10 protein-coding genes are annotated in these 19,602 nt (G+C 48.3%); all 10 read left to right on the top strand.

Annotation, left to right across the window (positions count from 1 at the left end; genetic code table 11):
• Positions 1-2: 2 nt before the first annotated feature.
• The gene (locus A3860_RS25340; protein WP_081151337.1) at positions 3-7,979 is read left to right on the top strand and encodes a non-ribosomal peptide synthetase; all 7,977 of its coding nucleotides are present in this window, start codon (positions 3-5) and stop codon (positions 7,977-7,979) included.
• A 71-nt stretch (positions 7,980-8,050) separates the two neighbouring features.
• Complete coding sequence (locus A3860_RS25345) at positions 8,051-9,130, top strand: glycosyltransferase (protein ID WP_158085350.1); 1,080 nt, start codon at positions 8,051-8,053, stop codon at positions 9,128-9,130.
• Positions 9,131-9,157: 27 nt separating this feature from the next.
• Complete coding sequence (locus A3860_RS25350; protein WP_081151343.1) at positions 9,158-10,795, top strand: MBL fold metallo-hydrolase; 1,638 nt, start codon at positions 9,158-9,160, stop codon at positions 10,793-10,795.
• Positions 10,785-11,999, top strand: a complete 1,215-nt coding sequence (locus A3860_RS25355; protein WP_081151346.1) for a serine hydrolase domain-containing protein — start codon at positions 10,785-10,787, stop codon at positions 11,997-11,999. Before A3860_RS25350 ends, A3860_RS25355 begins: the two co-directional genes overlap by 11 nt.
• A complete protein-coding gene (locus tag A3860_RS25360; protein ID WP_081151348.1) occupies positions 11,999-13,726 on the top strand; it encodes an ABC transporter ATP-binding protein in 1,728 nt (575 codons plus the stop codon). The genes A3860_RS25355 and A3860_RS25360 overlap by 1 nt, the downstream gene beginning before the upstream one ends.
• Positions 13,698-15,452 (top strand): ABC transporter ATP-binding protein, encoded by a 1,755-nt coding sequence (locus A3860_RS25365; protein WP_081151351.1) that lies wholly within the window; start codon positions 13,698-13,700, stop codon positions 15,450-15,452. Before A3860_RS25360 ends, A3860_RS25365 begins: the two co-directional genes overlap by 29 nt.
• Positions 15,453-15,486: 34 nt before the next feature.
• Entirely contained in the window at positions 15,487-16,191 is a 705-nt protein-coding gene (locus tag A3860_RS25370; protein WP_081151354.1) for a hypothetical protein, read from the top strand.
• A gap of 11 nt (positions 16,192-16,202) precedes the next feature.
• Positions 16,203-16,892: a polysaccharide deacetylase family protein gene (locus tag A3860_RS25375; protein WP_081151356.1), complete on the top strand. Its 690-nt coding sequence runs from the start codon at positions 16,203-16,205 to the stop codon at positions 16,890-16,892.
• Positions 16,873-18,912, top strand: a complete 2,040-nt coding sequence (locus tag A3860_RS25380; protein ID WP_081151359.1) for an AMP-binding protein — start codon at positions 16,873-16,875, stop codon at positions 18,910-18,912. Before A3860_RS25375 ends, A3860_RS25380 begins: the two co-directional genes overlap by 20 nt.
• 12 nt (positions 18,913-18,924) lie before the next feature.
• Positions 18,925-19,596: a hypothetical protein gene (locus A3860_RS25385; protein ID WP_081151362.1), complete on the top strand. Its 672-nt coding sequence runs from the start codon at positions 18,925-18,927 to the stop codon at positions 19,594-19,596.
• The last annotated feature ends 6 nt before the right edge of the window (positions 19,597-19,602 follow it).

Below are 19,602 nucleotides of genomic sequence, written 5' to 3' on the forward strand. Positions count from 1 at the left end.
CTATGAATGTAAAAGAAGTACTGCGGGAGCTGAAGGAGAATAAGATCGACATCGCCCTGCACAATGGTGATATCCGGCTCAGCAGCGATAATCCGGAGATTCCTGCAGCGATGATCCGGCAGATCAGGGAGATGAAAAAGGAGGTGATCGATTATCTGAAGCAACATATTAGTGATGATGCGGTCATAGATGCTATTCCTTTGTTACCGCCTCAGGAGGATTATGTATTGTCATCTTCCCAAATGCGTTTGTGGATGGTGACCCAACTGGCGGAAGGAGGCACTGCCTACAATATGAACGGGGTGTATATTTTCAAGGGCCAGGTAGATGAACTTGCACTGGAATATGCATTCAATATCCTTATGGCGCGACATGAGAGCCTGCGGACTATATTCCGTAATAATACATCCGGGGAAGTACGGCAGGTGATCGTGCCCCTGAATGAGTTGGAATTTTCCCTTGGCCGCATAGACCTTCGGGACCGGGCCGACAGGAAGGAGCATGTAAGACAACTGCTTGATGCTGCATTCAGAAAACCGTTCGATCTTTTAAAAGGGCCGCTCATCAGGGCCTGTATTTACCGGTTGGAGGATGATGAATGGGTATTCTCCTATACCATGGATCACATCATCACAGACGGCTGGTCAATGGATATTTTGTTCGGGGAATTACAACTGTTGTACAATGCCCGTATTAGTGGTAAAGAGAATCCCTTATCCCCTTTGCGGATCCAATACAAGGATTATGCTTCATGGCAGCAGCGGTGGTTCCAGAAGCCTTCGCTGAAAAGACAACGGGAATACTGGATGCAGCAGTTTGCCGACAATGTGCCGGTACTGGAGATGCCTGTTGACAAGCCGCGCCCCATGGTGAAAAGTTTCAGGGGGGGAGAGATGCGCAGATACATCAGTGCGGAGAAAACAAGTGCTCTGAGAGATCTGTGCCAGGCAGAAGGAAGTACGCTGTTCATGGGATTGCTGGCTGTTATAAATACCCTGATATACCGTTATTCGGAACAGGAAGATATTGTTATTGGAAGCCCCATTGCAGGAAGGGTTCACCCCGACCTGGAAGATCAGATAGGATTTTATGTAAATACACTGGCGTTACGAACACGCATTTCAGGTAAGGATACTTTCCGGCAGCTGTTGACTACCGTTAGAGATATTACGCTCGGGGCCTATCAAAACCAGGAATTCCCTTTTGATGAGCTGGTAGCCAACCTGCCTATACAAAGGGACATGAGCCGTAACCCTTTATTTGATGTGGTGGTAGCATTGCTCAATCATGAGATCAATGGAGCCAGGAAAAAGCAAAGACCAGCGAATTTTGAAGCGACCCCCTGGAAGACCAATGAATATAAGATAAGCAAGTTTGACCTGAGCTTTGTGTTTACCGAAACGGAGAATGGCCTTACCGCCTATATCGAATATAACACCGACGTTTATCTCGAGGATTCCATTCGCCAAATGTCGGGCTACTTTGAAAATTTACTGGACGCTATTTTGAGTCAGCCTGACCAGTCCATCGGCCTGTTACCTTTGCTCAATGAGCAGCAGCAAAAAGAATTGCTGATATCACTCCAGGCTCCCATGGTGGCTGTTCAGGAAGAGGGGACGCGGCCAGGCGAAGAGGCGGCGACGGAAAAGACCGTCGTGAGGTTGTTTGAGGAGCAGGTGAATAAAACGCCTGATGCCATTGCATTGATCTTTGAAGAGAACAGCTTAACCTATAAGGAATTGAATGAGCAGGCCAACCGGGTAGCACATTACCTAAGAGAGTCGTGTGCTATTGTTCCGGATGACCTGGTAGGGGTGCGACTGCAACGTAGTCATCGGATGATCGTCGCGCTGTTGGGTATTCTGAAAGCAGGGGGCGCCTATGTGCCCATCGACCCGGAATATCCTGATGAAAGGGTACAGTATATCCTTTCAGACAGCAGGTGTACACTGCTGCTGGAAGAAGCAGAACTTAAAAAAGCTTTAACAGGGGAATATAGCGGGGAGAACCCAACGGCTGTTAATATTCCTTCCCACCTGGCTTATGTAATATATACTTCGGGATCAACGGGATTGCCGAAAGGTGTCATGGTAGAGCACAAGAGCATTGTGCGGTTGGTGAAGCCCGGTGATTTTGTTCCGCTGACCGGGCGGGAGACGTTGTTGTCAACCGGCTCCCTTTCTTTTGATGCAACCATTTTTGAATTCTGGGGCATGCTGCTCAACGGTGGGCGGTTGATATTATGCACGGCCCAAACACTGTTGAATGGCACTGTGCTGGAGCAGCTGATCAGGCGTTGGGGTGTAGATACGATGTGGTTTACAGTGAGCTTTTTCAATCAGCTGGTGAGCAGGAACATTAGTGTATTCTCCGGCCTGAAGACTATTCTTATAGGTGGTGAAAAGCTATCGGCTGAATATATCCGCATTTTAAAGGATCGGTACCCGCACGTGAAGATCATCAATGGGTATGGCCCAACGGAGAACACCGTTTTTACCCTGACCTGTGAAATACATTCGGCCGGCTATATTCCCATAGGAAAACCAATGCGGAATACATATGCCTATGTCCTGAACAGGAAGGGACAGTTGCAACCTCCGGGCATGATGGGTGAAATTTGCGCGGGCGGTTTGGGGGTTGCCAGGGGCTATTTGTACAGGCCGGAATTGACGGCGGAAAAATTTGTCGATGATCCATACCTCCCGGGCGCACGGCTTTACCGTACCGGAGATCTGGGAAGGCTGCTGCCAGACGGAAATTTTGAATTTCTGGGGCGCAGGGATGACCAGCTAAAGATCAGGGGATTCCGTATTGAACCCGGAGAGATCGAAAGTGTGTTGTTGCGGCATAAGGCTGTGAAGGGGGCTGTGGTAGTTGCTGTGCCGAACAGAATGGGAGAAAAGGAGCTGGCTGCCTATCTCGTTAGTGAGGAAGTGCTCCATGTATCGGAACTGCGATCCTGGCTCTCGGAAGCGTTACCCTCGTACATGCTGCCTGTTCATTATGTTCAGTTATCTGAATTGCCGCTGACGGCTAATGGAAAGGTCGACAAACGGGCCCTGCCTCATCCGGAAGGGATGGAAATGGCAACCGGAAAAAAATATGTTGCTCCACGTAATGAAATAGAAACAAAGCTGGTTGCCATCTGGCAGGAAATGCTGAGCAGGGAAAGGATCAGTGTGAATGACGATTTTTTCGAGCTGGGTGGCCATAGCCTGAAAGTATTCCGGCTGGCCAGTGTACTGGATAAAGAATTTGGCGTTAAGCTAAAGATGCGCGACCTGTTTATGCATGTAGAGCTTGGCGCGCAGGCAATGTTGATAGAGCGGGCACAAAAGGGGATCGATGCCCCCGGCCAGCAGGTGGAAGGAACAGACGGCATTAAACACGAAACACCGGTTGTTGTTCCCATTGAGAACATTCCGTTGACACCGGATTATATTTTATCCTCGGGCCAACACCGGCTTTGGGTATTGCAACGGTTTTCAGAAGACAGTGTTGCATATAATGTACCTTATGCCTACACGCTGCGCGGAAAAATTGAGGAAGACCTGCTTGAGCGGGCGCTTGGAATGATCGTTGAAAGACACGAGATATTACGAACAGTTTTCAGGGAAGACGGTTCCGGAGAAGTGCGGCAGTTGGTGCTTCCTGCAAACGCTTCCGGCTTTATAACTGTGCGGGAAGACGTACGTGACAGAATAGATAAACGGGAATATATAAAGCATAGGGTTGAACGAATGTTCCATGAGGCATTCGATCTGGCAAAAGGACCATTGGTAAGAACAGGTTTGTTCAGAGTGGAAGACAATGAATGGGTGTTTTGTTATGTGATGCATCATATCATCGTTGATGGGTGGTCAATGGCCGTTCTTATAAGAGAATTCAGTCAGCTGATGACTGAGCACAGCGGACAGGTGATGGCAGGGATCAATCCACTGCCACCGCTGCGTATCCAATACAAAGATTATGCACATTGGCAGCAGGAGCAACTTGCCGGACAGGTGATGAAAGCGCACCGGGACTACTGGATGCGACAATTCGAAGGAGAGTTGCCTGTACTTGAGCTCACCGGTTCCGGTTTGCGCAGACAGCTGAAAAGCTACCGGGGCGGTAAAGTACGCCGCGAGTTAGGAACTGCAGAACTGGCTGTATTGAAAAAATTCTGCCGGGAAGAAGGCGGCACTTTGTTTATGGGACTATTGTCAGTCCTGAATATGCTGCTTTACAGGTATTCGGGCCAACAAGATATTATAGTCGGCAGCCCAATAGCCGGCAGGGACAATGCTGACCTGGAGGATCAGGTCGGGTTCTATGTGAATACGCTGGCGTTGCGCAACAGGTTCGAAGGAACAGATGATTTCAGGCAGCTATTGCAAAAAGTGAAGAAGACCACTCTGGAAGCTTACGAGCATCATCCTTACCCTTTTGATCAGCTGGTGAATGCGCTTCCCTTGCAAAGGGGTATGGGCAGAAACCCTTTATTCGACGTACTGATCGACTTCTCGAACCTGAATGAAACAATACATACACAGATGCAGCAGCGGTGGTTTAAGGATTTCGAATTAGAAAAATTCGGGGCTGTTGCACCGTCGATCAGTAAGGTGGACCTGACTTTTTTTCTGGAAGAGAATAACGGGGCTTTGTCCCTGTCAATAGAATATGATTCAGATCTGTACAGTAAGGAATGGGTAGAGCGGATGTGCGTACATTACCAACAGCTGCTCGAGGCTGTGAGTGCTGATCCCTCAAGGCCCATTGAGCAGATAGATATCCTGGACGACCTGGAAAAACAGATACTGAAAGACTTTAACAAACCATCATCAGCGGCGCCAGGGTACACCAACGTTGTGACCTTGTTTAACAGGCAGGCTGCAGCGACGCCAGAGGCCGTGGCCGTGGAGTTTGGCGAGCACCGGCTAACGTACCGTGAGTTGAATGAAAGGTCAGATGCATTGGCGGCTTATTTTGCCGATGAGTATTCAATACGGCCCGGCGACCTTATCGGGATCATGCTGCCCCGTTCGGAAAAACTCATCGTCGCTATACTTGCTACGCTCAAGCTGGGTTGTGCATTCGTGCCGCTGGATCCTGAATATCCTGCCACGCGGAAAAAGTTTATCATAGAGGACACAGGTGTTAAGCTGATGGTTATACAGGCAGATGAACTCGCAACGCTCGATTATTACGAAGGTCAGGTCTTCGCCATCGACATTCAGCTCGATGCCATTGTGCCGGCAACACCATTTGCCATGCCACACATTTTGCCCGGCAACACCGCATATCTTATTTATACATCGGGTTCTACCGGGAAGCCAAAGGGCTGTGAGATCGCACATCAAAGCTTTGCTAATTACATTCAATGGGCCAACCGTTATTATTTCCCCGAAGGGCTGATCCCGAATTTCAGCTTGTTTACGCCGGTGACCTTCGACCTTACTATTACAAGTATCTTCTGTACGTTGACGAGTGGGGGCACATTGGGCATTTATTCACAACATGCCGACATTACGGAGATACTTGCTAACTGTATGTCCGGCAGATTTTCTGCCAATTGCGTTAAGCTAACGCCGTCCCATGTCGACATGCTGAGCCAGCTTGGCCTTGGCAGTTCACCGGTGGTTTGCGTGATCCTGGGCGGTGAGCCGGTTGACAGGCGGCACGTTCACTTCCTTAAGGAGTTGAACCCCGATATGCGGATCTATAACGAATACGGGCCAACGGAGGCAACGGTAGGCTGTACAGTTGCGCTGCTGTCGGCAGATGAGCCGGTACTGATTGGTAAGCCGATTGCCAATACACACATCTATATCACCAATGCCGCAGGCGTTTTGCAACCAGCGGGTATCGAGGGAGAAATATGGATAGGGGGAACAGGAGTTGCCAAAGGTTATTTAAACCGTCCTGATCTGACGAATGAAAAATTTGTAATGGATCCTTTTTTTCCCGGCGGCCGAATTTACAAAACGGGCGATCGTGGGCGTTGGTTAAAGAATGGAAACCTGGAATACTTGGGACGAATAGACGAACAGGTAAAAATACGGGGCCACCGGATCGAGCCGGCCGAGATAGAAACTGCCTTACAGCTGCATCCGGATATAGATGCTGCGTTAGTGACGGCTACATCCGGCGCTGCCAACGAAAAAGAATTGATAGCTTACCTCGTTACGCAAAAGGAGCCTGCCGTTGCGGACTTACGCGCGTACCTCAAAGGACTGCTGCCTGCCTATATGCTGCCGCAGCATTATGTATGCCTGGACGCTTTTCCCCTATCGGCCAACGGCAAAGTGGACAGGAAAAAACTGCCTGACCCGATGGTTAAAGGAGGGCGTAGTGCAGAGCAATATGTGGCTCCTGTCAGTGATACGGAAAAAAGACTGGCTGCAATCTGGCAAAAAGTGCTGGGGGCCGAACAGGTAGGCCTGAACGATGATTTTTTTGAAATGGGCGGGCATTCTTTTCTTGCCTTGAAGATCGGCATCGAGATCAACAGTGCGTTTAATACGAACATTGAAGTAAAACATCTGCTGCAGTATACAACCATCCGTACGCTGGCGGAATTTGTAACGGCACTTACTGCCGACGAACCGGGCAATGGCCATCCGGGAGCTCCGCATGACGAGGCAGACCTTTCAGGGCCACATTACGAAGTGACAACCACGCAGGTTTATTGGCTGAACGATGAGATCGATAGTGAATACAAGTTGACGGATCCCATGCACAGTTCCGGCGTTATGATATATGAGCTGCAGGGAGAATTGGACCTTGACATGCTGAAAAAAGCGCTGTACGACCTTATGCGCCGTCACGAGAGCCTGAATGCTTCTTTTCACAAAATGAACGGGCGGTTTGTGATGAAGGTGAACGAAGTAGACCCCGCTAAACTGCCTCTTCAGGTTCTGGAACAAAAGAATGGCGGGGCGGTCAATGCAGCAGACGCCGAAAAATTCCTGGCGTTCAACGACCATATATTGAAAACGACAAGAGCGCCTCTCTTCCTGATTCGGGTCGTTCGGCACAATGCCGGCTATTTTACTTTTTCATTGAACATCCATCACGTCATTGCCGATGGCTGGGCGCTCGACATCCTGATGAGAGACCTGGTTGCTTTATACAATGCGCATAAGACAAACACACCGGTCAATTTGCCGGAATTAAAATATCAGCTAAAAGAACATTTCGGGTTCATTAATAAACATAAAGCATTGAATTATGATACCCACAAAGCATATTGGCAGGGGCTTTACAATGACCTGCCGGCAAGGCTTACGCTGCCAGGTTGCAATGAAAAACGTACGGCGCTGAAAGATAAGATATGCAAAGAGGTGACATATTCTTTTACAGACCGGCATGCGGATAACCTGAATGTACTGGTGAGAGAGCATAGGGTTAACCTGTTTATTGTTTTACAGGCGACGTTCAAATCTTTTCTTTTCTATACCACAGGCCAAAAGGACCTCCTTATAGGCACCTACGTGTTGGGGCGGGATATCCCCGATTCGGAGAACCAGATAGGCTGCCTGGCGAATACAAAACTCATTAGAACAATATTGAACGGGAACGATACAGTCAGAGAAGCCATAAGGAAAGTACAGAAGTCAAATGAGGATATGAACACGTATAATGCCTATACGTTGAACGACCTGTTCTCTGCAATGCTGCCGGCCAATGAATCGCTGACAGACGGGTATTGGAAGATAAACATGCAGTATGTCACCGTCAAAGAAGAGACCTTAAGTAACAGCTATTCCGGCAGCGGTGATCTCATGGTAAAAAAGAGGCCTGCTGAAACGGATGCCGTTATTCCCATCGACATGCAGCTTCAATTCCGTGGTTCTTATAAAAATCTGAAAGTGGATGTAACGTATGACAGCAGCCGCTATCAGGAAGATGCCATACAACGGCTAATGTCCGGTTATTTCAACTACCTGGAAAAAATGACAGGTTCCGGGAATATTTTAAATCCTGATAAGATATAAATGGGATAATTATGACTTGTTCTGATATTGTTCAAGGGACAAAACTCAAGTGGTACAACAACGGGCTTGAAATGAAGAAGGATATATGTTTACTTGTTCCCCAATTCAATGAGGGTGGCAGAGAGAACTTCCTGGGAAGGCTGGATTATTTCAGGGAACTGGCCAGGGAATTCAAAGACCATCTCGACATTATCCTTATAGACGACGGCTCTACTGATGGCAGCTTTGCGAAGATAGATGGCTACCTGGGATCTCATCCAGATGCATTTTTCTTTGCTTCCGTGTCCCCGAATGCCAATAAGGTAGGGGCGCTGAGCCAGGTTGCCTTATCGGTGTCGCATGAATTCATTATTCTTTCTGATTTCGATACCAACCTCGACGGGCTGAAGGACCTCTTGTCAAAGATCGATCTCTGGCGTGCGAACGATTCTCATATGGGTTATTTTTTCAGGCTGGTGCCATTCGAAGGCTCAGGGAAGATCTTCCAGTACCAGCAGCTGGAATACTGCCTGGCGCGTGTAAGATATAAATTTCACCAGAGGGTGTACACCGTACCGGTAATGCCCGGAGCAGGTTGTTGCTTCAAGCGGGATATATTGAATACGATCTATTCCCGCCACAGTGGCCTTAGGAACGGGGAAGACAGGGAGGCTACGATGATCGGCAGGCGGCTGGGTTATTCGGTGTCCTATCTGAAGAATGTACAGGCCCTGACACGCACACCGCTTACAATGAGGGCATTGATAAAACAGCGCGTTCGCTGGAACCTCGGTTACCTGGAGACGGTATATTTCGAACGGCGGCAGTACTGGCGGGAGATTCAATCGTTCAGCGTGCTGGGTATGCGCACCCTGTTAGATATGTTTTCTGTCTTCTTTATTCTGGCACTGCCCTTTATTCTGTTGATCATCGGCATGAATGGGCTACTTCACCTGGCGCTCCTTTCCACGCTCTATATCGGATTCGTATCCTGGTGCTACGCGTTGCTGCAGGTAGAACCGGAAGAATGTGCAGAGTTCAGGCCTAAGCTGATCCCGATGTTGCTGCTCTTTCCTTTGATCAAGCTTTGTATCGACTACACCGCCTGGTTAGGCGCCTTCAGGCAGTTCGCAAAGAACAAATATTCCGGATTTGGGAGCAGGTATGTTTAATTGAATATTACAAAAAAGATTTAAGCCATGAACGGAAAAAAAGTTTATTTAAAACCCAACGTGGTATTGGAGCCATTGGTCATGAACTGGTATGCCTGGCCGCATCTTATTTCGCCGGCCACGCTGGCTATGAATATTGTCGGAAGGCATCTTAAAATAATGAATTCATATATACGGTCGCCGGAGATACATCGCAAGGCGACGCTGGATCCCAAAATGAGGGGTGGGCCCTTTATGGATTACAAGGAGTCTCGTCAGCAGGAGATACGGCAGCTGAAACAGGAGACCATTGTGCAGCAATCCAGGCAGATAGAGCTGGCAGAGGCTATCGTTGAATTGGATGAAATGATCAGGAGGAATGCGAAAGGGGCTTCGATGGAAAGTCTTTATGAAAAGGTGCCTGATCTGCTGAAAGGATATGTGGAGCTGGTGTATGACCTCAACAACAACGCATCGTTCAGGCTGTTTGAATCGCTGTTGTATAACAGTGAATTTTACAACAAGTCTTTCCAAAGCATTGCGCTCTGGACCACCTGCAATGATGAGCGTCCATTTTGTTTAAGTGTGGCGAGGCTTGAAGAGCCGGGTGTGCTTCAATTGAATATCCCTTTCGAGCATGAAGGGGTAGATGCCTTGAGCCGGATGAAGAAAGAAGCAGCGCCGCTGGAAGAGATTGCTGCGCTATTGAATGTTCCGGCGGAGAAGAGACCCTTGTTCAACAGTTTATTTACAGAAGAACAACCCCCGGCCTACAACAGGTATTCAGGTGATAAGGCCAGGATGCGGTATTTCGGGCATGCCTGCATCCTGATAGAAACCTCCGAGATCAGTATCCTGGTAGACCCGGTGATCAGCTATTATGGATATGATTACAGCGTTGACAGGTTCACCGATGCAGACCTGCCTGATCACATCGATTTTGTATTGATCACCCATAATCACCAGGACCATATCCTGTTCGAGACCTTACTTCCTTTGCGGCACCGGATCGGAACCATCATTGTGCCGAAGACGACAAGCGGGGCCTTACAGGACCCCGACCTGAAAAAAATGTTCAATGCAATAGGCTTTAAGAATGTGGTTGAAATTGACGACATGGAGAAGCTTGAATTTGGCGAGGTGGCCGTCAGGGGTATTCCATTTACTGGCGAGCACAGCGATCTGAATATCCGCACTAAAAGCTGTTATCATGTAGCTGTTGAAAAGTTTACTTTTCTTTTAATGGCCGACTCGCGCATCGTTGAACCGCGTTTGTACGGGCACGTTCATGATCTTATTGGCGACGTGGACGTGCTGTTCCTGGGAATGGAATGCGACGGCGCGCCCCTGTCGTGGCTGTACGGACCGCTGCTGACGGAAGAACTGTCACGTGACAAGGATCAGTCGAGAAGACTGTCAGGGTCGGATTGTAAAAAGGGAATGGCGCTTGTTGATATCTTTCGCCCTGCCGAAGTATATGTATATGCCATGGGGCAGGAGCCGTGGATAGAATTTATCAGCAGTATAAAGTATACACCTGAATCGAACCCCATTATCCAGTCTGATAAGCTCATAGCAGAGTGTACCGCACAAGGCCGTGTTGCCGAAAGGCTGTTCGGCGAGAAAGAATTATTGTATAGTTACCGTAACCGGCAGGTTTCAAAATTACAGCATTATGAAAAGTAGCCGCACAAATATATTGATTGGCACATTGGCCGTCATCTCCGTATACATATCCGGAGATGTAAAGGCCCAGCAAAACAATGGCATGCCTGATCGCATGGTCGATGAACGCTGGACAAAGCGCGAAGTGATCGGCAAGGCCCGGATGATCAGTGAAAGCATAGAGAATAAGAAGATTTTTGATAGTGTTGAGCGGCGCCTGCTTCGCCACATGCGTGCACTTCGTATCCCTGGTATGCAGGTGGCTGTGGTAAAAGGTGGAAAGATCATTTGCCTTAAGGCGTTAGGCATTGCCAATGTAGAAGATTCGATAGCCGTATCTGACCAAACGGTGTTTCCTGTTCATGGTGTTACCCGGGCCATCATAAGCGTATCCATCATGCAACTGGTTGAACAGGGCAGGCTTGATATATATGGTCCTATATCAAGGTATCTCGACGATCTTCCGCGCGACTGGCAAAAAGTGACTATCCTTCATTTGCTTACCAACAGCTCCGGATTACCCGACTGCTGGGACCCTATCGATCGCGTGCCTGACCATGACGACGATGTTTCCTGGGCAAAAACCCTGGGCACTTCCATATTGTTTGAGCCAGGTGGAAAATTCCTGCTTTCGCAAACTAATTATGCGTTGTTGGGTAAAATTATTGAAAGGGTCAGCGGAATGCCATTCGCTCAATTCATATCCACGCGTCAATTCAATGTCGCCGGAATGAAGTGCAGCGGATTTGGAGATGCGCGTGATGTTATACCACATTTATCCAGGGATTATTGCTTTTACCGGGAAATTCACGATCACAGGGAAGATACAAACAGGCTTCAGGTGGCTGCACGTAACTGGCCTGAATTTGTATGGCCGTCCGTGGGTTTAAATACGTCCGCAAAGGACCTGGCGCAATGGACCATTGCGCTACAGGAAGGCAGGCTTATAGGGAAAAATGCAATGGCGCAAATGTGGAAACCGGTGGTCGGATGGGAGTCATCCATGGAAAAAAATGGTTTAAAAGAAGGATATAGCTGCGGCTGGGAGGAGACAACCTTTGAGAAACGCAGGGTTCACGCTATCACCGGCGGGGGTAAAGCGGCGATCTATTTCTTTCCGGATGATGATCTTACCATTATTGTGTCGGCCAACCTGGGGGTTCATGCTGAGCCAGACAGGATGGCTGAGGCTATAGCGACTATCATAAATAATTATAATCCCTGATGAATACAGGACTTTGGCGCTTTGTGAAACCCTATTGGCACCTGATCGGGATGTTGATTGTGCTAATGCTGGCAGCCAACGCCATGAGCTTATGGATACCCGCTATTGTATCACAAGCCATCGATGCCTACGGCAAAGGCGGGTTTCATGCAGGGGCGGTAATTTTAAAATTCTCCGTCGCTGCTGTGGCCATCGTGGTACTGGCCTGCGTTCAGGGCGCGGTGCAAGCCCTTTTTTCGGAGCGGGTTGCAAGAGACCTGCGCAGGAAACTGTCAGATAACATTGCCCATCAAAGCTATGAATGGATGGAAGACACCGACCCCGACAGGCTGTTGACACATTTGACCATTGACGTTGACGCCATCAAAACATTCATATCCCAGGCTGTTTTCACCATTGCATCTGCCATCTTTGTCGTCATCAGTTGCAGTGTGATCATGCTGTTCATCAATTGGCAGCTGGCCCTGTGCGTAATGGCGATGGTCTTTGCCATCGGCATAGCGAATTTTACCATGCTGCACAAGATAAAAATATTATCCAGGGGTAGCAGGGAGATAATTGACCGGCTAAATAAGGTGATCAGCGAGAATATTACAGGCGCAGCATTGATAAGGCTGGTTCATGCCGGGCATGAAGAGCAAGGGAAGTTTATAAAGGCCAATGAAAAAGCAAAAGGCCTGGGGTTGGCAACGGTGAACCTGTTATCGAAGTTCATGCCGGTGACCCCCTTTGCTACCAATATAGCAGCCCTGACTATTCTGGTGCTTGGTGGGTATTTTGTTATCACGGGCAACATGAGCCTGGGTAATTTTGCGGCATTCAACAGCTATCTATCCATGCTGGTGATACCCGTCCTTCAGATCGCATCCATGTCGGGAGTGATTGCCGGGGCTACTACCTCATACGAAAGGATCAAAAATATTCTTGAAGCCCCTCCACCGGCTGAAGCAGGCACACTGGAAGGTCCCTTGCAGGGAGCGATAGGACTGGAGAAGATACAGGTGGCTTATGGGCCAACTACCGTATTGAAAAACATTTCCCTTTCCATAAAAGCCGGGTCCAGAACGGCCATCATCGGTCCTACCGGCGCCGGCAAAACGAAGCTGTTGTACCTGTTGACCGGCCTGATAAGGCCACAAACAGGATCGCTGAAATTCGACGGCGTGGATATAGAAAAATATTGCGCGGCCTCATTTCAATCCCAGCTGGGCTTTGTTTTCCAGGACAGTATTATTTTTAACATGACTATTCGCGACAACATTGCCTTCAGCGCCTGCGTAACAGCTCAGTCCCTCGAAAAGGCCATCGCGACTGCAGAGTTAAAGGATCTCATTGATTCTTTCCCCAACGGATTGGATACGGTGATCTCGGAAAGAGGTACCACCCTTTCGGGTGGGCAGAAGCAACGGCTTATGCTTGCCCGTGCTTTGGTGATCAACCCGAAGATCCTGCTCCTCGATGATTTTACCGCCCGGGTCGACAAGAATACAGAACAAAAGATATTGTGCAATATCGAGCGGAATTATCCGGAGCTGACCCTGGTGTCGGTAACACAAAAGATCAGTTCTGTGAAGCATTACGACCAGATCGTACTGCTGATGGAAGGGGAGCTGCTGGCTATGGGAACGCATGAACAGTTGATGCGCGTCAGCCCTGAATATGTTCAGTTTTTTTTCTCACAGGAAAATGTGGACAATTATGAATTACGACCTGAACAAGCTGGCTGAGCAACGGCGGCGCAATGGATCCATTGCCGGCCTCGGCGGATTCATTGCGTTTTTTTCCCGTGAGCGGAAAATCCTGTGGCTGGCGATACCTGCCATATTAACAAATGCTGCGTTGAACCTTGCAGGTTCATTCCTGATCGGCTATTCCGTGGATCAATTTATTCAGCGCAGACCATTGCACGAAGTTTGGAAATTTCCGGCTGTCTTGCTCATAGTTTACCTGGCGGCGTCGATGACCAGTTACTTACAAACGCGGCTTATGGGTACCGCGGGGCAACGGATCCTGTTCTCGCTGAGAAATACCGTCTTTCAAAAATTGCAGACTTTGCCAGTTGACTTCTTCCATGCCAACAGAGCAGGGGATATCGTAGCGAGGGTCAACAATGATACGGAAAGCCTGAACCATTTTATTTCGGGGTTGCTGACCATGATGATCGCCTGCCTGGCTGCTGTTATCGGGGCATGTATCTGTATGCTGTTCATTAACTTCAGGCTCGGCCTCGCCGGCCTGGTACCCGCAGTGTTGTATGTTCTTTTTGTATGGGTAATTTCTCCTTTGGTAAAAAGGAAAAATGCCGCCTGGTTGGAGATGGCAGGACAAATGAGCGCCGCCGCGCTGGAAAACTTTAAGAATTTCAAATTTTTTGTGGCCCACAAACGCAGGGATTATTTCAGGAAGAGAATGAATAGCGTACTGTCCCAAAATTACACGGTAGCCATGGAGGCAGGAGCGCTTAATAATATCTTTTTTTCTGTGTATGCCTTTTTTTCGGCGTTCGGTCAGCTAATCGTGCTGGTGTACGGTTTATCGATGGTTGCTGCCGGCGGATTTTCTACCGGACTGCTGATAAGTTATCTTATTTATTCAGCTTACTTATACAATGCATTGCGGATAGTAGCTTCCTTTTGGCCCAGTTTACAAATTGCCCTGGCGGCCTGGGACAGAGTCAACGTTATACTTTCTATCGATGAAGCCTCAACGCACGCATCTGAAGAACGGGGCGATACTTCCGGTGCGTTGGTGGAATTCAGGAATGTTCATTTTACCTATGAGGGCGGGAAAGAGGTCTTGCGGAATGTATCCTTCCGGCTTCAGCGCGGCAAGAACTATGCTTTCGTGGGACCTACCGGTGGTGGAAAAACAACTACCGCCTCGCTCATCGCCAGGCTGTATGATCCAACCCGGGGATCTGTATGGCTCAATGGAAGGGATATACGCAATTATGCCGGGGAAGAGCGATGCCGGAAAATAGGTTTCATTTTACAGGAGCCAGTCCTGTTCACAGGTACTGTGCGGGAGAATATCTCTTATGGCAACCCGTATATATTAGCCGGTAAATTGCTGGAAGAGCTGCTTGAAGAGTGCCGCCTAACGGACCTCCTCAATGTTTTCAAAAACGGCCTCGACACGGAAATTTCGCCCGGCAGCGACAGCATCAGTCTTGGCCAGCGGCAGCTGGTATCATTCATCCGGGCAGTGCTGCGTAATCCTGAAGTTCTTATACTGGACGAAGCAACAGCCAATATCGACCCGGTTACGGAGCGCCTATTGGAAACAATACTCGACCGTTTGCCTGGGGAAACCACCCGAATTACCATCGCGCACCGGTTGAACACTATAAAAAATGCAGATGAGGTGTTCTTTATCAACGCCGGGGAAATCTATCGTGCATCTTCCTTCAATGACGCGGTGAACAAGCTGCTCACTGAAACAAGAGTGAGCTGATATCACTTTAAACTTATCTAAAACTTTTACCTGTATGGAGAAACAATTTCGACCCGGAGCCAGCTACGGCAAAGCCGGCTATTTTTTCCTTCCCTTTATCGTTTTGATCATGTTCGGCTTTTATAAGTCGTATATAGGCATATTCCCTTCTTTTAAAGCTACCGTACATGATCATTTCATGATACATTTTCACGCCGCCCTGTCCATGATATGGGTGATCCTTTTGATCGTGCAGCCTCTTTTGATCCGATTTAAAAAGGTCAGAATACACCGCTTATTGGGGAAAATGACATATGTTGTTGCGCCGCTGCTTATCTTTTCTTTTATTGGCCTTATTATCTCCTATTGGAAGCAGGAGAATGTTTCAACCTGGCCCTTTTTTGAGATTGCCCTTCATTACTATTTCCAGGTAATGCACATCATTTTCTTTACAACATTTTATATTCTGGCGGTCATTAACCGGAAAAAAACGGCGCGGCATGCGGCATTCATGATCGGCACCGGATTGATCTTTATTAACCCCATCGTTCGCCGGGTGTTCAGTAATGCATTTGGGTATTCCTTTACCGTAGCAGAGACAATAGCGCTGGCTGTTACAGACATAGCTCTTGTAAGCCTGCTCATATATGCGAAGAGACGGAATCTGAACCATAAGATTTATTATCTCATTATGGGCATGTTCGTCTTCTACCAGGTACCTATGTTCCTTATCCTGTATTACTTTTTTCCGGGTCAGTAAAAGCATTACCCATGTTCACAGTCGATCAACTTTATGGCGGGCACCTGAGCGCTCATACCTTGTCCCTGACTTTCGACGACGGGCCTGGGCCGAAGACGTACGCGCTTGCCGAATACCTCAATAAGCAAAATATCCCTGCTACTTTTTTTATGGTGGGGAAGCATTTGGAGGAATACCCGGAAGCGCCTGAGCGGCTACGTGCGCTGGGCCATCTTGCAGGCAACCATACTTACAACCATTTTGACCTTACGGACAACCGCCTTTCGGGTAACGAGCTGGTTAATGAGGTAGAGCATACCACGACCTTGCTGCATACCCGGCCCGAGGACAAGACGGTTTTTTTTCGTGCACCCTATGGGTACTGGAACGAACAGGTAGCCACCTGTTTGAACAGTAAACTCGATAAAGTGCGCCGTTACCGCGGACCTTATTATTGGGATGTTGATGCCCGTGACTATTTATTCTGGCAACATGGCCAACAGTCAGCGGCTTGCGCGAACGCCTATCTAAACGATATTCAAAAAGTGGGACGGGGTATCGTCCTGATGCACGACAGCTGTGCCGACAATGAGGTTATAAAAAAGAACAACCTGACCTTCGAAGCCATCAAAATAATGGTGCCGCGATTGAAAGAGCTGGGCTACAGATTCGTCAGGCTTGATACAATTACAAACAATACATATGAGCCAGTCAAAGCATGAATGTTTTTCGAGCAGATCGACTATTATCGACCGGTTGCAATTACACGCATCCGTGAGTCCCGACAGAAAACTGTTTCGGTTTCTCGACGACCAGGGGATGGGCAGCGAATGGGCATTTTCCGATGTATGGCGAAACGTTGCCGCACTTTCGCAGTACCTATCCACCTTACACTTAAAGAGTCAGCGGGCGCTCCTTGTATACCGGGATGCGGGACAGTTTATCATTCCTTTTCTGGCTTGCCTCCATGAAGGCATTGTAGCTGTACCTGTGCCTTTTCCCCGGGGCACCAAACAATTATCAAGGATGGTAGGCATATTCATGGATGCGGAAGCAACAGCGGTCATGTGCTGTTCAGGTGACTTTCATTTGATCGGTGCTATCCTGGCAGATAAGTCGGAAAACAGCCGGCCGGAGATCATTTTTACCGATGGGGAGCGAGCTACCGGAAATTATGCCGGGCTGGAGCAAAAGGACAATGAGACGGCATTCATACAATACACCTCAGGCTCCACGGCAGAACCAAAGGGTGTGGTCATCGGCCAGGGACAGATCATGCACAACCAGCAGTTGATCACCCAGGCCTTCGGATGCGACGGAGATTCGGTGATCCTGTCCTGGCTCCCTTTTCATCATGATATGGGGCTGATCGGGAACATCCTTCATGCGGTGTATACTGGTTGTTGCTGTGTACTGATGCCTCCGATGAGCTTTATACAACGGCCTTTATTGTGGTTGGAAAATATTTCCCGGCTGGGCGTAACGCACAGCGGGGGGCCAAATTTCGCCTATGACCTTTGCCTGGAAAAGATCAGTGCTGAGGAAAGGGATAAGCTCAATCTTTCACGCTGGCGGGTAGCCTACAATGGATCGGAGCCGGTGAGGGAATCTACCATTCGGCGTTTTACCGATTTTTTTGAACCTGCAGGTTTTGAACCGGGTGCATTCTATCCCTGTTACGGCCTTGCTGAAGCCACCCTTATCGTCTCTGGAAGTAAAGAGCATAGGGCGCCTGGTTTTCTTACCATCGGGCAGGGCCGGGAGAAAGAAAAGATAGCCTTTGCAGATAAGCCCGCACCGCTGACCAGAACAGTCGTCAGTGCAGGAAAGATATTGGATGGAATGGAGGTAAAGCTGCTGTCGGACGGTGGTGGAACGGTTTCCAGCGATCTGGAGGAGGGAGAGATCTGTATCTCGGGAAACAGTGTTTCCCCGGGGTATTGGAATAAAGACAACCAGTCCTGCTATTATTTTGAAGGGCATCGCCGTTTTTTCAGAACAGGTGATCAGGGATTCATCTATAATAATGAATTGTTTATCACCGGTAGAATAAAGGAAATGTTGATCATCCGGGGTAAAAACTTTTTCCCTTATGATATAGAATATGCGATAGCCTGTTGTGATCCGCGCATCGAGGGTAATGGAGTAGCCGTATTTAGCATCGAGACTGATCAGTTGCCGGTAGCTGTAGTCGAAGTAAAGCGTACTTCGGTAGCAGGCCTGGATGCTGCACAATTGGTTGGTGTAATAAACGATGAGATCGTAGCCGTTTTTGGTTTCTCACCTTATGATATAGTGCTGGTGCCTCCCCGCGAATTACCCAGAACTACCAGCGGCAAGATCAGGAGAACGCTGTGCAGGGAACTTTATGAAGAAAAAAGCTTCATGCAACTGGGGTCCTGGCAACAGTTGATGAATAGTCGTGAAGAAGATAACAGGCATTTGCTGAATATGGTTATGACCAGGAGGGATGAAGAATCTGTTAGAAATTATTTGCTTGATCTTATAGGTCGAAAGACAGAGGTCAGCAAAGACGCATTTGATGGTGAAACGGAACTGGCGGCCCTTGGTATAGACTCCATAGGCACCATCGAGCTGGTAAACAGGATCAATACACAGCTGCATATCAACCTGGATGTAGCAGACCTGTTCAGGGCTAGAACGCTGAATGGGATGGTGAACCTCATAGAAAAGGTGCTTTGGTTGAAGTCTGCCGGCCAGGGTAATGAAATAACAATTTAAAACGACACGTATATGATCAAAATGTATAAAAATATCGGGTTTGTTTTTCTAATCCTTCTTGCTTTTGTGATGGCGGGATTTTTCAAAACATACTGGGTCTTTCTTCCTCACCTGAATTTTCCTGCGACGGCCACTGCCGTCACTCACTTTCATGCCATGGTCATGAGCCTGTGGGTGTTGTTACTGATTGGCCAGCCGTTGCTCATCAAATACAAAAAAACACAGCTTCATCGTATACTCGGCAAAGTGACATATGTTCTTGCCCCTCTTGTAGTGGCCTCTGTCATTGGATTGCTGATAAGGAATTATCATAGGGATAATATGCGCATCTGGCCTTTCTGGGATCAGATGCAGGGTGTTTATTTCGGCGCAATACATTCGCTGCAATTCATCGTGTTCTATATACTGGCCCTCATTTACAGGCGGAATACAGCACTTCACGGAGGGTTCATGATAGCTACCGGGGTCGTATTGATCAATCCCGCCGTGGTACGGATCTGGCTGCATTTGTTCCACCTGCCATTCTCTATTGCGCAAACGATCACCTGCTCTACAACTTTTACGGCTATGTTGTTATTAGTGCTGGCGGCCCGTCGCAGACAAATGGATTACCGGTTTTTGCTGGTGATCTGGTCTACCTTCCTGTTGTATGACATACCGATGCTTTACCTTATTTGGGCATAGATAAAA

Source organism: Niastella vici (assembly GCF_002077945.1).
In the GTDB taxonomy this organism is placed as follows: domain Bacteria; phylum Bacteroidota; class Bacteroidia; order Chitinophagales; family Chitinophagaceae; genus Niastella; species Niastella vici.